Source organism: Streptomyces sp. LUP30 (assembly GCF_001746365.1).
Lineage (GTDB): Bacteria > Actinomycetota > Actinomycetes > Streptomycetales > Streptomycetaceae > Streptomyces.
In genome coordinates, this window is the sequence record NZ_MJAJ01000005.1 from 120,991 (window position 1) to 138,182 (window position 17,192).

At 71.4% G+C, this 17,192-nt stretch carries 17 protein-coding genes; 9 read left to right on the forward strand and 8 right to left on the reverse strand.

The genetic code is table 11. The features are described from left to right. Positions 1–35 precede the first annotated feature (35 nt). Positions 36–197, forward strand: a complete 162-nt coding sequence (locus BG482_RS43795) for a hypothetical protein (protein WP_176741319.1) — start codon at positions 36–38, stop codon at positions 195–197. Further along, positions 194–982, forward strand: a complete 789-nt coding sequence (locus BG482_RS06750) for a peptidoglycan-binding protein (protein WP_069767947.1) — start codon at positions 194–196, stop codon at positions 980–982. The genes BG482_RS43795 and BG482_RS06750 overlap by 4 nt, the downstream gene beginning before the upstream one ends. Positions 983–1,147: 165 nt before the next feature. On the opposite strand, the gene BG482_RS06755 is transcribed toward BG482_RS06750, so the two are convergent. From BG482_RS06755 to BG482_RS06765, 3 genes are all read right to left on the reverse strand, one after another. Beyond that, complete coding sequence (locus tag BG482_RS06755) at positions 1,148–1,459, reverse strand: hypothetical protein (RefSeq protein WP_069767948.1); 312 nt, start codon at positions 1,457–1,459, stop codon at positions 1,148–1,150. A gap of 197 nt (positions 1,460–1,656) precedes the next feature. Further along, positions 1,657–1,959, reverse strand: coding sequence for a putative quinol monooxygenase (locus tag BG482_RS06760; RefSeq protein WP_069768046.1), 303 nt, complete (start codon positions 1,957–1,959; stop codon positions 1,657–1,659). A 198-nt stretch (positions 1,960–2,157) separates the two neighbouring features. Next, positions 2,158–3,120: a carbohydrate kinase gene (locus BG482_RS06765; RefSeq protein ID WP_069767949.1), complete on the reverse strand. Its 963-nt coding sequence runs from the start codon at positions 3,118–3,120 to the stop codon at positions 2,158–2,160. Between the two features lie 259 nt (positions 3,121–3,379). Between BG482_RS06765 and BG482_RS06770 the strand changes: the two genes are divergently transcribed. The 4 genes from BG482_RS06770 to BG482_RS06785 all read left to right on the forward strand — a co-directional run bounded on the left by BG482_RS06770 (position 3,380) and on the right by BG482_RS06785 (position 7,485). Further along, positions 3,380–4,396: a sugar ABC transporter substrate-binding protein gene (locus tag BG482_RS06770; protein WP_069767950.1), complete on the forward strand. Its 1,017-nt coding sequence runs from the start codon at positions 3,380–3,382 to the stop codon at positions 4,394–4,396. 152 nt (positions 4,397–4,548) lie between these two features. Then, complete coding sequence (locus BG482_RS06775; RefSeq protein WP_069767951.1) at positions 4,549–5,544, forward strand: ABC transporter permease; 996 nt, start codon at positions 4,549–4,551, stop codon at positions 5,542–5,544. Next, positions 5,541–6,377, forward strand: a complete 837-nt coding sequence (locus BG482_RS06780; protein WP_069767952.1) for an ATP-binding cassette domain-containing protein — start codon at positions 5,541–5,543, stop codon at positions 6,375–6,377. Before BG482_RS06775 ends, BG482_RS06780 begins: the two co-directional genes overlap by 4 nt. A gap of 76 nt (positions 6,378–6,453) precedes the next feature. Next, positions 6,454–7,485, forward strand: a complete 1,032-nt coding sequence (locus tag BG482_RS06785) for a LacI family DNA-binding transcriptional regulator (RefSeq protein WP_069767953.1) — start codon at positions 6,454–6,456, stop codon at positions 7,483–7,485. 118 nt (positions 7,486–7,603) lie between these two features. Here the strand turns inward: BG482_RS06785 and BG482_RS06790 are convergent, their stop codons facing one another. Next, a complete protein-coding gene (locus BG482_RS06790) occupies positions 7,604–8,737 on the reverse strand; it encodes an ABC transporter substrate-binding protein (RefSeq protein WP_370745756.1) in 1,134 nt (377 codons plus the stop codon). 339 nt (positions 8,738–9,076) lie between these two features. Between BG482_RS06790 and BG482_RS06795 the strand changes: the two genes are divergently transcribed. Together BG482_RS06795 and BG482_RS06800 are read left to right on the forward strand one after the other, a co-directional pair. After that, on the forward strand, positions 9,077–9,505 hold the full coding sequence (locus tag BG482_RS06795; RefSeq protein WP_069767954.1) for a VOC family protein: 429 nt from the start codon (positions 9,077–9,079) through the stop codon (positions 9,503–9,505). A 260-nt stretch (positions 9,506–9,765) separates the two neighbouring features. Continuing rightward, positions 9,766–10,404 carry an RraA family protein gene (locus tag BG482_RS06800; RefSeq protein WP_069767955.1) on the forward strand — a complete coding sequence of 213 codons (639 nt, stop codon included), beginning with the start codon at positions 9,766–9,768 and terminating at the stop codon, positions 10,402–10,404. 240 nt (positions 10,405–10,644) lie between these two features. Here BG482_RS06800 and msrA read toward each other — a convergent pair whose 3' ends face one another. From msrA to BG482_RS06815, 3 genes are all read right to left on the reverse strand, one after another. Next, entirely contained in the window at positions 10,645–11,157 is a 513-nt protein-coding gene (msrA, locus tag BG482_RS06805) for a peptide-methionine (S)-S-oxide reductase MsrA (protein ID WP_069767956.1), read from the reverse strand. A gap of 337 nt (positions 11,158–11,494) precedes the next feature. After that, positions 11,495–13,162, reverse strand: a complete 1,668-nt coding sequence (locus tag BG482_RS06810; RefSeq protein ID WP_069767957.1) for an amidohydrolase — start codon at positions 13,160–13,162, stop codon at positions 11,495–11,497. Positions 13,163–13,207: 45 nt separating this feature from the next. After that, a complete protein-coding gene (locus BG482_RS06815) occupies positions 13,208–14,686 on the reverse strand; it encodes an APC family permease (protein ID WP_069767958.1) in 1,479 nt (492 codons plus the stop codon). A gap of 160 nt (positions 14,687–14,846) precedes the next feature. Between BG482_RS06815 and BG482_RS06820 the strand changes: the two genes are divergently transcribed. After that, entirely contained in the window at positions 14,847–15,572 is a 726-nt protein-coding gene (locus BG482_RS06820; RefSeq protein ID WP_069767959.1) for a TetR/AcrR family transcriptional regulator, read from the forward strand. Positions 15,573–15,706: 134 nt separating this feature from the next. On the opposite strand, the gene BG482_RS06825 is transcribed toward BG482_RS06820, so the two are convergent. Next, positions 15,707–16,960 (reverse strand): cellulose binding domain-containing protein, encoded by a 1,254-nt coding sequence (locus tag BG482_RS06825; protein WP_218108775.1) that lies wholly within the window; start codon positions 16,958–16,960, stop codon positions 15,707–15,709. Between the last annotated feature and the right edge of the window lie 232 nt (positions 16,961–17,192).

Below are 17,192 nucleotides of genomic sequence, written 5' to 3' on the forward strand. Positions count from 1 at the left end.
ACAGAGCAAGGAAACCGAAGGGGAGGTGTCATCCCATGCCCGAGCAGAACTTCGACGACGAGGACGTGAAGGCGGCCCTCGAGAAGACCGACACCGGCGACGGGCCCGGCACCGACGACCTTGACGCCCTTCCGGACAGCGACTTCGTCGCCTTCGCCACGGACGGCGTCGAGAACGGATCGGAGGTCCCCAAGTGACCGCCACCATCGCTTACGACCGCACCGTCTCCAACCTCATCGACGAGCTCAGCGCGACGGGCCACGTCACCCACAGGCCCTACCGGAAGACGTCGGTCACGCTGCACCACAACGGCGGCCGGCTTTCGCACCAGGGTGTGCTCGACGTCTGGAGGAAACGTCCGGCCTCGGCCCACTTCGACGTGGACGCCACCGGCGCCGTCGCCCAGTACGTCAAGGTGAACGAGTTCGCCTGGGCCGTCGGCGACACGGCCGGCAACCGGAGCACGATCAGCATCGAAATGGCGGACGCGACGCTCGCACCCGGCTGGACGATCGCCGAGACGACCTGGAAGAGCGCCGCACGTCTCGCCGGCTGGCACTTCGCCAAGGTGATCGGCGTACGCCCCAGCAAGAGCAACCTCTTCTACCACCACCACTGGTCCTCGACCGCCTGCGCCGGCCCGTACATGGACAAGATCTACGACAAGGTCCTCGCGGCGGCCCAGGATGCGTACGACCACTTCAAGGACGCACACCACATCCCCGGGCCGGTCACCGAGCCGTTCCCCGGTGCGTCGTTCTTCCACACCGGACGGAAGTCACCGATCATCGCCGCCATGCACCATCGGCTCGTCGCCGAAGGCTGCAACCGGTACCAGTCGAACGCCGCCCCCGACGTATGGGGCCCCGGCGACGTGAAGTCCTACGCCGCCTGGCAGGCAAAGCTCGGCTTCACCGGTGACAACGCCAACGGCACCCCCGGAAAGACCAGTTGGGACGAGCTGCACGTCCCCGACGTCTGACCGTCCCGCACGACCCCTCAAGACACGGCGGCGCTCGTCCGGGGCGCGGCGGCCAGTCGGGAGGCGGTGGCCGGGCCGCCGAAGCGCAGGACGTCCAGCAGGACCTGTTGCAACGTTTTCTTTGCAACAGGTCCTTTGCAAGGGTGGGACCGGGTTCAGGCAGACTCAGGCAGGGTCCAGGAAGCGCAGCAGTACCGCGGCCTCGGCGCGTAGCCGTGCGGCTCGGTCGGCGTAAGCCGGGGCGGTCAACTGCGCTGCGGCTTCGAGCCGTTCGGTCGCCTCGGCGCGCACGATGTCCGCCACGTCGCCTTCGCTCAGCTCGCGTCGAACCGCCTCGGTGGCCCCCACGCCGACCGGTGACTGTTCGAGGGCCACACCGCGCAGGCGGGCTTGGTCCACGGGCACGGCCTCCGCGTTGTCCAGTGCGCCGAGCGTCGCGCGCAGCGCGCTCACCGCGGCCTTGTCACGGGTGCGCATCGCTTCAGGAAGGGCTTGACGCATCAGAACACGTAGAGACATGCCGGGACCTTACGGCCGCGCCCCCGGCCCCACAACGGGATATCGCGGCAGGAGCCGGGATCCCGCAGACCGCGAGGAGCGTCTCCCCGGTCCCGGCTCCGCCCGGCTCCTACGGTGCACGGCACAGGTCATGCATGGTCCGCGTCAACGGCTCGTCAGGAGTTCGTGGTGAGCGGGTTCAGGAACGTCAGCACGGAGGCGTCCTCTTCGATCAGCGGGACGAGCTCGGCGTTGAAGGGGCCGCCGTACGGGGCGTTCAGGTGCGCCTTGAAGGCGTCCTCGTCCCGGTACACCTCGAAGATCCAGAAGGCGCGGGGGGCGGCTTCTTTGGTGTAGACGTCGAAGACGAGGTTTCCCTCTTCCTCGCGCACCTTCAGGGCGTACTCGCCGATGAGGCGGGCGACCTCGTCCTGTGCTCCCTCTCGGGCGGTGAACTCGGCGAGCAGGGTCTTCTTCATGGTCGTGTCCTTGATCGTGGAGGGCCGGCCGGCGGTGGGCGCGGACCGGACGCCGGGAACGCCGCTCGTCGGGACCGGTGATGTCATCGTTGACTTGTGTCATCGATGACATCGGGTGGCCCGATCATGGACGCAATGCCGCGCAGGAGTCAACGGTGCGGGCGGGCGCATTCACCGGCGGGGTCCGCGCGGACCCGGTCAGACGCCGCCGGCGGGCGTGAGCTGTTCCAGCTGATCCCGCCACGGCGGGTTGGGACCGGCGACCGAGCAGGTCAGGGCCGCGACCCGGGCGCCGAACCGGCAGGCTTCGGCGACCTCGTCCAGGCTCAGGCCGTCCAGCCGGCCACCGAGGAGGCCCTGAGCGCCGAGATGGTGCAGCAGTCCCGCCGTGAAGGAGTCTCCCGCGCCGACCGTGTCGACGACCCGTGCGGCCACCGCGGGCACCCGGAGCCGTTCGCCGTCGAGCGAGGCCAGGGCGCCGTCGGAGCCGAGGGTGATCACGACGAGCCGCACCCCCGCCGCATGCCAGAGGTCGCATGCCTGCTCGGGCGCCACGCCGGGCAGCAGGAGTTCCAGGTCGTCGGCGCTCAGGCGCAGGATGTCGGCCAGGGCGCACCAGCGGGCCATCCGGGCGCGGTAGGCCTCGGGGCGCACCAGCAGCGGCCGGACGTTGGGGTCGATGCTGACGGTGGCCTGCGGAGCCGCTGCCGCCAGGAAGTCCTCCACCACCGCCCCGCCGGGCTCGCGGATCAACGCCAGCGAGCCGGTGTGCACACAGGCCGTGCCGGACAGGTCCACCCGCGCCAGTTCCGCCGGCGTCCACTGCCAGTCGGCCGTGTTCTGCGCGTGGAAGGAGAACGCGGCCTGTCCGGCCGGGTCCAGCTCGGCCACGGCGAGCGTGCTGGGCTCGGCGGCGTCGACTGCGTACGACAGGTCGACGCCGGACGCCTCGAGGTGTGCCCGGAACAGGCGCCCGAAGACGTCGCCGGACAGACGCGCCAGGAAGCGGGCCGGCGTACCGAGGCGGGCCAGGGCCACAGCCGTGTTCGCAGGTCCGCCGCCGGGAAGCACCCGCAGGGCGAGCTCGTTCGCGGCGGGCGCCGCTTCGGTGAAGGCGTCCGCGACGCACTCTCCCACCACGGTGATCTGACGCGGGTTCATGGGCTGCTCTCTCTCGAAAGGGCTCGGAAAGACCGGGCGAGGGGCGGTGCGGTGACACAGCCCTGACCGGCTGCGCGGAGGCGGCGGCTACGGACGTTGCCGATTTGTGACGAGTGGAAGGCATTGACGTTGCCGGGATCCGGAGTCCATCATCCTCGCCAGGCAGTGTCAACGATGACATAAGTCAACGATGACACCCCCCGGGCGGCACGCTCTCCTCCCAACCCCGGTGCCGCCCGCTATCCCACAGGAGTCGATCATGTCTCGCACCACTCGCCTGTCCTCCTCCCTCCTCAGAGCAGCTGCGGTCACGGGCGTCGCGGCCCTCACCCTGACGGCCTGCGGTTCCGGCTCCGGCTCGGGCTCCTCCGGTTCCGGCTCGGGCAGCGTGAAGGTCGGTCTGATCACCAAGACCGACACCAACCCGTTCTTCGTGAAGATGAAGGAGGGCGCGGAGAAGGCCGCCAAGGAGAACGGCGCCGAACTGTCCACCGCTGCGGGCAAGTTCGACGGGGACAACGCCGGGCAGGTCACGGCCATCGAGAACATGGTCGCCGCCGGCGTCAAGGGCATCCTGATCACCCCGAGCGACTCCAAGGCGATCGTGCCGGCGATCCAGAAGGCCCGCGCCAAGGGCGTCCTGGTCATCGCGCTGGACACCCCGACGGAGCCGCAGAGTGCGGTCGACGCCCTCTTCGCCACCGACAACCTCAAGGCCGGCCAGCTGATCGGCGAGTACGCCAAGGCCGCCATGAAGGGCAAGACGGCGAAGATAGCCGCCCTCGACCTGGCTCCCGGCGTCTCCGTCGGCGTCCAGCGGCACGACGGCTTCCTCAAGGGCTTCGGCGCCACCGAGAAGGACGTCGTGTGCGCCCAGGACACCGGCGGCGACCAGACCAAGGGTCAGACCGCGATGGAGAACTGTCTGCAGAAGTCGCCCGACATCAACGTCGTCTACACCATCAACGAGCCGGCCGCTCTGGGCGCGTTCACCGCGCTGAAGGCCAAGGGCCGCGAGAAGGACGTGCTGATCGTCTCCGTGGACGGCGGCTGCACCGGCACCCAGGCCGTCAAGGACGGCAAGATCGCCGCGACGTCGCAGCAGTACCCGCTGAAGATGGCCGCCCAGGGCGTCAAGGCCGTCGTGACGTACGCCAAGGACGGCAAGAAGGCGTCCGGTTACACCGACACCGGCGTCACGCTGATCACCGACAAGGCGCAGGCCGGGGTCACGTCGAAGGACACCGCCTTCGGCCTGGAGAACTGCTGGGGCTGAGCCCTCCCCGGCCCGCACTACACCGTCACTCCCCTCGGCGGGGCGGTCGCCCCACCTCCCGGACCAGGGACGACCGCCCCCCTTGTCCCGGCGGCAAGGGTTTCGGCCCTCGTCCTCCGCCAAGGACATCTGTCTTCCGACAAGGACTTCGCATGACAGCCACGACCACGCCGTACTCGGAGCTCAAAGCGCCGACCACGGTCCGCAGACTGCTCACGGCGCCGACCACCGGGCCCCTGGCCGCTCTCCTCCTGGCCTGCGCCTTCTTCTCCTTCTCGACCGACCAGTTCCTGACCGGCGGGAACTTCTCACTGATCGTGCAGCAGGTCATGGTCGTGGGCACCCTCGCCATCGGGCAGACCCTGATCATCCTCACGGCGGGGATCGACCTGTCGTGCGGGGCGGTGATGGCCTTCGGCAGCATCGTGATCGCCAAGACGGCGGCCGAGGGCTCGGTCCCGCCGCTCGTGGCGATCGCGCTCGGTCTGGCCGTCTGCGGCGGCTTCGGGCTGCTCAACGGGTTCCTCGTGCAGAAGATCCCGCTGCCGCCGTTCATCGTGACCCTCGGCATGCTCAACGTGGCCTTCGCACTGACCCACATCTACTCCGCGGAGCAGACGGTCACCAGCCTGCCCGGCCCGCTGACCGCGCTCGGGGAGACCTTCCCGATGGGGCACACGGACATCACCTACGGCTCCCTGGTCACCATCGGCCTCTTCCTCCTCCTCGCCTACGCGTTGAGCAGCACCGGCTGGGGCCGGCACGTCTACGCCCTGGGCAACAGCGCCGAGGCCGCCCGGCTGAACGGCATCCGCACCTCCCGCCTCACCATCGGCATCTACACGGTGGCCGGCCTCCTGTACGGCATCGCCGCCCTGCTGCTCATCTCCCGCACCGGGGTCGGCGACCCGCAGGCCGGGCAGACCGACAACCTCGACAGCATCACCGCCGTGGTGCTCGGCGGCACCAGCCTCTTCGGCGGCCGGGGCTCGGTCCTGGGCACCTTCATCGGCGTCCTCATCGTGGGCGTGTTCCGCAACGGCCTGCAGCTGATGGGCGTCGCCTCCATCTACCAGACCCTGATCACCGGCATCCTGGTGATCCTCGCGGTGACCGTCGACCAGATCTCCCGGAAGAAGGCCCGATGAGCGCCCCCTCCTCCCCCACGCCCGTGCTGCAGGCCCGCGGTCTGGTCAAGCGGTACGGACACGTCACCGCCATCGACGGGGCCGACTTCGACCTGATGCCCGGTGAGGTCCTCGCCGTCATCGGCGACAACGGCGCCGGCAAGACCAGCCTCATCAAGGCCCTCACCGGCGCGGTGGCCCCCGACGAGGGCGAGATACGCCTCAACGGTGAGCCCATCACCTTCTCGGGCCCGCAGAGCGCACGGGCGCACGGGATCGAGACGGTCTATCAGGACCTGGCCGTGGCCGCCTCCATGGACATCGCCTCGAACATGTTCCTCGGCCGCGAACTGCGTCGGCCGGGAGTCCTCGGCAGTGTCTTCCGCATGCTCGACAAGAAGCGCATGCGCCAGGAGGCGGCGGAGCACATGGCGGACCTGAAGATCGGTCTGCGCTCGCTGACGCAGTCGGTGGAGACGCTCTCCGGCGGACAGCGGCAGGCCGTCGCGGTCGCCCGTTCCGTCGCCTGGGCGCGATCCGTCGTCGTGATGGACGAACCCACCGCCGCCCTCGGCGTCAAGGAGTCCGGTCAGGTCCTGGACCTCATCCGCCGGGTCCGCGACAAGGGCATGCCCGTGGTGCTCATCAGCCACAACATGCCGCATGTCTTCGAGATCGCCGACCGGATCCATGTGCACCGGCTGGGCCGGCGCGCCGCCGTGATCAAGCCGTCCGACTACTCCATGGCCGAGGTCGTCGCCATCATGACCGGCGCTCTCACGGTCGACGCGGCCGGAGATACTGTCGTAGCGGATTCCGAGGCCGCCAAGGCCGCCGGAGTCCAGGCCACCTGACAGCTCGACCCCGCTCTCACAGTTTCCGGCCGAGGCCGCGGCCGGGAACGAGAGCCCTCAGGAGACGGTTTCCTCCATGGCAGCGAACCGCCGCCCCACCCTGGCCGACGTCGCCCGAGAAGTGGGCGTCAGCGCCAAGACGGTCTCCCGAGTCCTCAACGAGGACGGACCCGCCTCCGCTCAGACCAGGGAACAGGTACTGGCCGCCGTGGCCAAGCTCGGCTTCCAGCCGAACCTCATGGCCCGCAACATCCGCGTCGGCGGCCCCGACACCACCATCGGCCTGGTCATCCCCGACCTCGCCAACCCCTTCTTCGGAGCCGTAGCGCGTTCCATCGAGGACACCGTCCGCGAACGGGGACTGACGCTGCTCATGGGCTCCTCCGCGGACGAGCCCGACCGTGAACGCGCGCTGACGGACAAGTTCCTGGCCCGTCGTGTCAGCATCCTCATCGTGGTGCCGTCCGTCGGCGCCGACCACTCCCACCTCAAGTCCCACCGTACGGCGGGCCTGCCCGTCATCTTCCTCGACCGGCCAGGAGTCGGACTCGCCACGGACAGCATCGTCAGCTCCAACCGGGCCGGAGCCCACGACGGCGTCGCGCACCTCGTCGCCCACGGGCACCGGCGCGTCGGCTTCGTCGGCGACCTGCCGCTGAAGCTGTACACCCGTCGGGAACGTCTGGCCGGCTATCGCTCGGCACTGCAGGAAGCCGGCCTCCCCCACGACAGGACGCTGGTCACCAACGCCCACGACCAGCAGGGCGCCGAGGCCGCGACGGCCCGGCTCCTCGCTCTGGCCGATCCTCCGACGGCCCTCTTCGCCGGGAACAACATCATGGCGCTGGGCATAGTGGCCGAACTGGCCCGCAGCGGACGCAAGGACGTCGCCGTGGTCGCCTTCGACGACCTGTCGCTCGCCGAGGCCCTCGAACCCGCGCTGACCGTCGTCGCCCAGGACCCGGAAGAACTCGGCAGAACGGCGGCGACCACCGCGCTGACCCGTCTCGACGGCGACCGCTCCCGGGCCCGCACCATCACGGTCCCCACCCGGCTGATCGTCCGCGGTTCGGGCGAACTCCCGGTCGCCGTGCTGCAGGAGGCCTGAGCGGGCAGCCGTGCGCCGTGCCCACTCGCCCCGTGTCACGGACCGGACGCCGGTCCGGACGCCGGTCCGGACTCGGTGTCGCCTCAGCCCGTGAGGAGGGACCGGGCCCCGGGTCGCCTCAGCCCGAGTGGAGGATCCGGAATCGATCGGGGTGTGCCGGATCGCGGTCGACGACCTGGATCGGGGGCCAGGCCCATTGCCACACGCTGATGCCGTTCGTGCGGGAGAACCGGATCTGCCCGCGGGTGCCTTCCACCGCGACGCGCGGCCAGGAATCCGCGGTGCGCGCCCGGTCGACGCCATGCGAACGCAGCACGTCGGCGAGGACGGCGATCGTGTCGTAGCCCTCGTAGGCGACGAAGGACGGCGCTTCGCCCAGCCGCTCGCTCAGGGCCGTCCCGACCCGTGCTCCGAGTGGGCTCGGGCGCTCGGGGAGGTAGCGCAGGAAGGGGACGGCCGAGCCGTCGTCGCCCAGCGACGTGGCCCACCCGGAGAACTCCGGCTGTCCGGCCGGGGCGCCGATCAAGATGTCGGCGAGGCGCCGGTCCCGGCGGACGGACCTGACGATCGGCACGGCCGGGTCCGGGTGGCCGACGAGCAGGAGGAGGGCGGTCGCGCGCTGGTCGACGAGCCGGTCGCACACGGCCGTTGGCGCGAGCGCACCCACGTCGAGTTCCACGACGGCGCCGCCGCGAGGAGTGAGGCGGTCCCGCAGGATGCGGACCCCGGACGCCCAGTAGACACTCGGCTGGGTCGCCACGGCGATGCGGCGGTGACCCGCGCCGAGAAGGAAGTCCGCGAAGATCCGCCAGCCGCGGGACTGCGCCGGAGCGAGGCGCGCGACCCATCGCGTCGGCTGATCGGTCAGCGCGTCGAGCACCCCGGACGAGCAGAGGAACGGCAGGCCGAGCGCGTCGGCACGGGCGGCCGCGGCACGGGCGACGACGCTGTGGTACTCCCCCGCCAGGGCTGCCACGCCCATGCGGGCCAACTCGTCCACGGCGGCCGCGGCCCGCTCCGGGTCGGCCGCGGTGTCACGGACCACCAGTTCCAGCGGCCTTCCGGCGACCCCGCCGGCGTCGTTGACCTCGCGAACGCCCAGCTCGAGTCCGGCGAGCAGATGCCGGCCCGCCTCGACCCAGCCGGGCCGCGTCAGCGGCGCGAGAGCGCCGATCAGGACGGCCGGCCCGTCAGCCCGCTCCCCTTCCGGTCGCGACGACCGCGTGTTCACCCGAGTGCTCATGCCGGACATTGCATCCACGGGTCTCGCCGGCAGGCAACCCGTTTTCGCGAGGCGTCGCCGTCCCACGGGTGGCGGTTCGGCGCGCCGGAGTCGTCCTGGCCGACGAACGGCGGAACGCGCAGCACACTGCCCGCGCCGGACGGGAACGGCGTTGCCCCGGCCTGTGACGGTCACTAAGGTCGGTGGGGTGACTGCCGGGTCGGCCATGTGCCACGCACGAGTGAGGTTCCCGGCCTCGGCGTGAGCGCGAGGCGGGCAAGAGGCCCGCCCCCGACTCCGTGTCCTTGCTCCCGGCGCCGTCCACGGCGCCTCACCCCTGCGGATCCAAGACCCGGAGACACACCACTGATGCCCCATGCCCCTCAGTATCCGTACGAGCCCGAACGCCCACCTGTGGCAGTCCAGTTGAACCACACCGCTGTGTACGCCCGCGACCAGCGGCTGTCCGCCGAGTTCATCGCCGTGATCCTGGGCCTCGACGTCGGCGCCCCGTTCGGGCCGTTCCTGCCCGTCGACCTCGGCAACGGCGTGACGCTCGACTACTACGAGAAGCGCGACGAGCCGATCCAGACGCAGCACTACGCCTTCCTCGTGCCCGACGAGCAGTTCGACCTAGTGATCGCCCGCCTGGAAGCGGTGGGGGTCACCTATTACGCGGACCCCCGTCAGACCGAACCGGGGCGGATCAACCGTCTGTTCGGCGGTCGCGGCGCCTACTTCGCCGACCCGGCCGGTCACAACATGGAGATCATGACCCGCCCTTACGACCGGCCTTAGCGAGGCACGTTGCCGTCGGAGCGCCGGTCCAGGTCCCTCCGACGGCAACGTCGCCCCGCCACACGGCGTTTGGCCGATCTGCCCCCTGGCCCCGGCCCTGCGACGCGTCGCCGGACGACGCCAGGTCGGCTTCTTGATCGCTTTCCTTCGGTCCGCCGTGACTGGCAGCATCATGGGTGCCGACCACGTCGTCGACGGCGGAGCGATCCGCCTCGCCGGCTCAGCCCCGCCATCGCCACCGCCCTCGAAGGAGACAGGACATGACGGACGCCCCTCGCACGGCCGCCGCCGCGTTCGCGGAGATCCCCGTCACCACTCTCGCCGACGTCGTGGGTCGCGGGCAGGTCATGGACATCGGCATGCGCCCACTGTGGTCGCCGGTGCCGCGCGTGGCCGGGGCGGCATTCACCGTGAGGTGCCCTCCCGGCGACAATCTCATGCTGCACGCTGCCATCCACCGCGCGGAACCGGGCGCGGTCATCGTCGTGGAGTCGGGCGACCTGGACTACGCGCTGGCCGGCGGCAACGTGTGCGCGGTCGCTCAGCGGCGGGGCGTCGCGGCCTTCGTCGCCGACGGGGTCATCCGCGACCTGGCCGAGGTCCGGGAGCTGAGGTTCCCCGTGTTCGCCCGAGGGGTGATCCCCGTTCCCGGGAGCAAGAAGGCGGTGGAGCCGCTCAACGCGCCGGTGCGGTGCGCCGGAGTCACCGTGAACGCCGGTGACATGGTCGTCGCCGACGAGGAGGGCGTGGTTGTCGTCCCCGCCGCCCGCGCCGAGGACGCGCTGACCGCCGCCCGGGCCGGACTGGCCGAGGAGGCCGACGAAACCCTCGACGACTGGGAGAAGGCCCACCGCACCCGCATCGACGAGATCCTGCGCGCCCAGGGCTTCGAGGTGTGACGTGTCGGGCCCGGGGCGCCACCGTGAGCACCGCGGGTCATGTCAGGGATGCCCGGGCGTACGTCCCGGCCCTCGGCGGACACGTGTCCCACATCTCCATCGACGACCCGGCCGCCCGGTTCCCGGGAGTCGGCGAATGCTGAGCGGCCGGGCTCGTCCGGCGACGGATGGAGCGCCGCCGGCCGAGGCCGCCGGTCACGGGCTCGCGGAGATCACGTCCCGCACCGGCGGCGAGGCGGCTCAGCCCTCCGAGCGAACCGGCAGCCGCCATCCCGGGCGCGGGAAGTGGCAGGTGTAGCCGTCGGGGTAGCGCTCCAGGTAGTCCTGGTGCTCGGGCTCGGCCTCCCAGAAGGGGCCGACCGGCTCGACCTCGGTGACGACCTTGCCCGGCCACAGTCCGGACGCGTCCACGTCCGCGATGGTGTCCTCGGCGACCCGCTTCTGCTCGTCGTCCACGTAGTAGATCGCGGAGCGGTAGCTGAGGCCGATGTCGTTGCCCTGGCGGTTGCGGGTGCTCGGGTCGTGGATCTGGAAGAAGAACTCCAGGATCGCGCGGTAGTCCGTCTGCCGGGGGTCGAAGTGGATCTCGATCGCCTCGGCGTGCGTGCCGTGGTTACGGTACGTCGCGTTCGGCACGTCGCCCCCGGTGTATCCGACCCGGGTCGCCGTGACGCCCGGGAGCCGGCGGATCAGGTCCTGCATCCCCCAGAAGCATCCCCCCGCGAGCACGGCCCTCTGCGTCTGCGCTGCCATGTCGGCTCCTTCCCTTCCGTGGCCGCGGCCACCCTGTGCCGGTGGCCCGGGCCACCCTGCGCTGTCGCGCACATCCTCGGCCTCTCGGCCTTTGTCGCTACAGCGCGTACAACCCGCACGACCCCCCAACAATTCCACGCCCTCGCCACCGGCGCGCCCCTGCCGACGCGCTCCGGTCGCCGACCTCGGCCCGCGGCCCTCCCCCGGAGTTGACGTCGTCCCCTTTGAACACACATCAGGTCCCAGCCGACCGCTTCAGCGGGCCCGCCGTGCCGACGGTGGCCACCCCGCTCGACGCGGCGGGCATGCGTGACCGGGCCGGGGTCATCGGGCGCCGTCAGGCGTCGGGGGCCGCGTGGACGCGCGCTCCTTCCACGAAGGTCTCCAGCACCCGGGTGGTCGCGATCTCCTCGGCCGGTCCCGTGAACGGGTCGCGGTCGAGGACGACCAGGTCGGCGGCCTTGCCCACGGTGACGCTGCCGGTGTCGGCGTCGAGACCGTTCACATACGCGCTGCCCGCCGTGTAGGCGGCGAGGGCGGCGCCGAGGTCGAGGCGCTGTCCGGGCAGGAAGGCCGGGGTGCCGTCGGGGGCGTCCGGGGAGCGCCGGTTGACGGCGACATGGATGGCCTGGAGCGGGTCGGGGCTGCTGACGGGCCAGTCGCTGCCCGCAGCGAGCGTCGCCCCGGCCCGCAGCAGATCACCGAAGGGGTACTGCCGGGCGCCGCGTTCGGGGCCGAGGAAGGGCAGGGTGAGTTCGTCCATCTGCGGCTCGTGGGCGGCCCACAGCATCTGCAGGTTGGCGGTGGCGCCGAGGGCCCGGAAGCGTGGTACGTCGTCGGGGTGGACGACCTGGAGGTGCGCCAGGTGGTGGCGGGTGTCGTGGCGACCGTTGGCGGAGCGGGCGGCCTCGACGGCGTCGAGCGCCTCGCGTACGGCACGGTCGCCGAGGGCGTGGAAGTGGACCTGGAAGCCGAGGGCGTCGAGTTCGGTGACGTACTTCTTCAGCTCGCCGGGTTCGACGAAGCTGATGCCACTGCCGTCCGAGGCGCAGCCGCAGCCGGTGAGATAAGGGTCGAGCATGGCGGCGGTGTGGTTCTCGGCGATGCCGTCCTGCATGATCTTCACCGTGCCGGCGCGGAACAGGCCCCCGCTCAACTCTTCGCGCCGTGCGAGGAGTTCGGAGATCTGCTCGCCGCCGCGTCCACGGTCCCACCAAAGCGCGCCGACCACGCGGGCGGTGAGCAGTCCTCGGTCCTGGGCCGTGCGGTACGAGGGCGCGGGGTCGGTCATGTTGGCGTAGGCGCCGACGATGGCGTCCTGCCAGGCGGTGACGCCGTGGGAGTGCAGCACGGCCTGGGCGCGCAGCAGGGCGGCCAGTTGCTCCTCGGGGGTGGGGGCGGGCACCAGCCGGCCCACGAGGTGGACGGCGCCCTCCTGGAGCATGCCCGTCGGACTGCCTCCGGCGTCGCGTTCGATGCGGCCGTCGACAGGGTCGGCGGTGCGTGCGTCGATGCCGGCCCGTTCCAGCGCGAGGGTGTTGACCCAGGCGCCGTGGTGGTCGCGGTTGGGCAGGAAGACGGGCCGGTCGGGGACGACCGCGTCGAGGGCGGCGGCGGTGGGGGCGCCGCCGGGGAACGCCTCCAGGGACCAGCCGCCGCCGGTGATCCACTCGGCGTCCGGGTTGCCGTCCGCGTACGCCTTGATCCGCCGCAGGTACTCGGCGGGGTCGACGGTGTCGGCGAGGTGGCACAGGCCGAGTTCCAGGCCCGCGCCCTGCGGATGCACATGGGCGTCCTGGAAGCCGGGGATCAGCAGCTTCCCGGCCAGGTCGACGACCTCGGTGCCCCGCCCGATCAGGGCGTGCACCTCGTCGTGGCCGACGGCCGTGATGCGCCCGCCGTGGACGGCCACGGCGGTGGCACGGCTGCGGGCCGGGTCGACGGTGTGGACAGAGCCGCCGGTGAAGACGACGTCGGCGGGGCCCGTGGCCCGGGACTGCGGCATGGGGGTGAACTCCTGGGAGGGGGATGCGGACGGGTGCGGGCGGGCTCAGACGGCGGCGCGGTCCATGGGCAGGGCGATGGCCTCGGCGTCGGTGCCGTGGCCCGTGGTGAAGTACGGGGAGCGGCGGACGTACTTGGCGACCGCGGCCATGCCCAGGCCGGCCAGCACGATGACGGCGGGGAGGGAGAACATGAACCAACCGTTGTCGGGACTGAGGGCGAAGTGGTCGCTCTTGGTCAGGTAGGAGTAGCCGAGATAGGCGCCGAGGCCCAGCAGGACCGAGCCGGACACCGCCGGGACGGCCACGGCGAGCAGGGCCGTGCGGATCCCTTCGCGGCGGTCGGGCCAGAAGCGGACGGCGCACGCGATCGCGGTGAGGCCGTAGTAGAGGGCGACGAGCAGGCCGATGGAGTTGACGGCGGCCAGCAGCATGTCGCTCAGCCGCGGGATGGCGACGGCCAGCAGGGCGATCACGACGGCGATGGACAGGACGACGACCGTTCCCGCCGCGGGGGTGCCGTACCGGCGGTGCACACGGGTCCACACCGGCCCCATGGTGCGGTCCCGGCCCATCGCGAGCAGCCCGCGGGCCGTCGGGATCAGCGTGGACTGGACCGAGGCGGCGGCGGAGAACATCAGGGCGATCACGGGCAGGGTGGCCCAGGGCTCGGCGGCGAGCTTCTCACCGAGGTAGGGCAGGGCCTGCGGGCCGTTCTTGATGAGTTCGGTCAGGCTCATCTCCCGCTGGAAGGCGACCGAGCCGAAGAGGAACAGCCCCAGCATCGCGAACAGGGCGATCAGGCCGCCGCGGGCCGCGTCGCCCGGCCTCCTGGTCTCCTCGTTGACGCTGAACGCCGCGTCCCAGCCCCAGAAGAAGAACACCGCGAGGACCAGGCCCTGGGCGAAGGCCGTGCCGTCGGCGATCGCGAACGGGTTGAACCAGGAGAGGGAGAAGGACTGTTCGCCGGTGATCAGGGCCCAGCCGCAGAACCCCAGCAGCACGGTGTACTCGAAGACCAGCAGCACGGACTGGAATCGGGTCGTCGCACGCGTGCCGGTGACGGCGAGGGCGGTGAGGCCGACGAGCAGGACGAGTCCGACGCCCGTGGTGACACCGGTGGACGACGGATCGAGGGCGATGCCCGCCACGGTGTGCAGGCCGGCTCTGTTGGCGAAGATCAGGACGACCGAGCCCATGACGGCGCTGGTGTAGGCGCAGAAGATGACCGATCCGACGACGGTGACCCACCCGGTCAGGAAGCCGGGCCAGGGCCCGAGGGCCTTGCCGACCCAGGTGTAGCCGTTGCCGCAGTTGGGTTCCGAGCGGTTGAGGCGGGCGTAGGCGGTGGCGATGCCGAGCACGGGCAGGAACGCGAGCAGCAGCAGCGCGGGCGCCTGCAGCCCCACGATGGTGGCGATCGTGCCCATGCCGATGGCGATGCTGGTGGTGGCGGCCGTGCTGGAGGCCGCGATCGCGACGCCGTCGACGACGCCCAGAGATCGGCGCAAGGGAGTGGATGACATGGAAGGCTCCTCGCGGAGAGGGGAGGAAGAGGGAAGAGCCGCGCGGAATGCGATGGAACACGTGGCCGCCGCATTGCGTCAATCCTGTTGACATAAGGCCGCGGGGGCCCCTTCACTGCTGGAGCGCCGCCACACCGCCCGCAATGACAGGAGCCCCGGAATGACCACTCGTGTCCCGCGGGAGCGCAGACGCCGCCGCCCCACCCGCTCGGGGCTCCTGCTGTCGGAGGACCTGATCGTGGAGACCGCGCTCCGGCTGATCGGCGAGCACGGCCCGGAGGCGCTCAGCGTGCGGCGGCTCGGCACCGCCCTGGGCTGCGACCCCAGCGCCCTCTACCGCTACTTCCGCGGCACCGACGACCTAGTGCTCGCCATCGCCGACCGCATCATCGGCGACGCCATGGCGGGGTTCGCGCCGCGGGGCGACTGGGTGGCCGACCTGCGCGAGATGGCGGTGCGGGTGCGCGCCGGGTACCTCGCACACCCGCGCGCGGCGGCCTTCGCCTCGTACCGGGTGACACGGCGCCAGAACGAGATCCGCGCCGTGGACACGGGTGTGAGCCTGCTGCTGTCCGCGGGCTTCGAGCCCGTCGAGGCGGCGCGCCTGTATCTGACGTTCATCGACACCGTGCTCGGCCATGCCGCCATGGACGCCGCGTTCCAGGCGCTCCCGGCCCGGCAGCGCGAGGCCGACCGCCGGGCGTGGCACCAGGTCTACCAGCAGCTGGACCCGGCCTCGTATCCTGCGCTGTCCACGGTTCGCCAGGCGCTGCCCACCATGGGGAACAGCTCCTTCGAGGAGGCCGTCGACCTCATGCTGGAAGCCCTGGCCGCCCGCGCCGTGAGGGGGGCCGAGGGACGCGCAGTGCCCGGCGCGGCCCATTGATCAGCGCGCCGTCGCCTCACGGTGCCGCGGAGGCGGCGATGCGCCCGGGGCGGCGCGCCGGTCCGCGCCGGACGGGTTGCGTGCCGCCCGGCGCGTGAGGCCGTCACCCTCGGTGCCGACGCCCGTGGTCGCCCTTACCGGACTCCCGCGACGGCGCAGGTCGTGCCGTTGAGGGTGTACGCGTCCGGCGCGGCGCTGTCGCCGGTGTGGGTGGCCTGGTAGCCGATGGTCACGGACGCGCCGGGCGCGATGATCGCGTCGTGGGACAGGTTCCGGGCCGTCACCCGGCCGGATGCGGGCGCGTATGCGGCGTTCCAGCCGGAGGTGATGGTCTGCCCGCCGGGCAGGGTGAACACCAGCGACCAGCCGTCGATCGCGGTGGCGCCCGTGTTGGTGACGGTGATGTTCGCGGTCAGGCCGGAGTTCCACGCGCTGACGGCGCCGCTGACCCGGCAGTCCGCGTGGTCCGGCGGCGGGGTGGAGGTCTGGAACTGCGTGAAGAACTTCCACACCTCGGCCGGCAGCCAGGTCCGCGAGCCGCTGTCTCCGGGGGCCCCGTCCTGCGGGGCGGCGATGTGCCCTTCGTCGAACGCCGCCCAGACGACCGGATGCCCGGCCGAGCATCCGGAGTAGGCGGTGATCCGATGTGTCAGGCTGCCCTGCGCCGGCTCGGCCGGGTTCTGGGCGGCGCAGCCGTTGTTCCTGACGAACCGGTCACGCAGGGCGCGTCCGCCGGCGATGCCGAGGACGCCGTCCCTGACACCGTGCACGCCGAGGTAGGCGATGGGCTGGGTGCCGCCGCTGCAGCCGCTGAGCTGCCCGCCGCTCTGCACGGCCACCGCCCGGAAGACCGTCGCCCGGGAACAGGCGAGCGCGTACGACATGGCGGCGCCGTAGCTGAAGCCCACGGCGAACCGCTGTGTCGTGTCGACACAGAGGTCCGACTCGACCCGCTTGAGGATGTCGTCGACGAGGGTGACGTCCTCGCCGCCGGCGTTGCCCCAGCCGTTGTCGAGGCCCTGGGGGGCGATGAAGACGGCGCTGCCGTTCGCCAGGCGTTGGAGGCCGTAGTAGGCCCAGGTCCCCGTCTCCACCGTCCGGCCCGTCGCCACGTCGTTGGCGGTGCCGCCCAGCCAGTGGAACCCGAAGACCAGCCGGTACGCGCGGTTGCGGTCGTAGCCGTCCGGGACGCGCAGGATGAAGGTGCGGTTCTTGCCGTTGCTCCGGATCGTGTACGTGCCGCTGGTCAGGGTGGGCGCCTTGCCGCATCCGGCGGTCGGGGCCGCGGCGTCGCCGGGCGCGGCCGGCGCGTCGGAGGCCGTGAGCACGGCGTCCGCGCCAGGGCCGCCGCCCAGGGCGGTCCCTCCTGCGGTGAGGACGAGCAGCACCGCGATCACGGCGCCCCATAAGCGGAACCTCGGCCTTGTCGTCATGCGTCTCCCCTGATCGCGCCAGACAGGGGATGTCCGGCGCATGGACCGTCGTATGCCATGCATACGTCAGCAAGAAAACCGTTCGAAATTTCGATACGATTTCGGATCGCTGGCCCTACGGAGGCTAGAGAGAGTCCCCGGACTGTCAACCCCTTGCGGTGTATTGGACACCTCGATGCCACCCGGC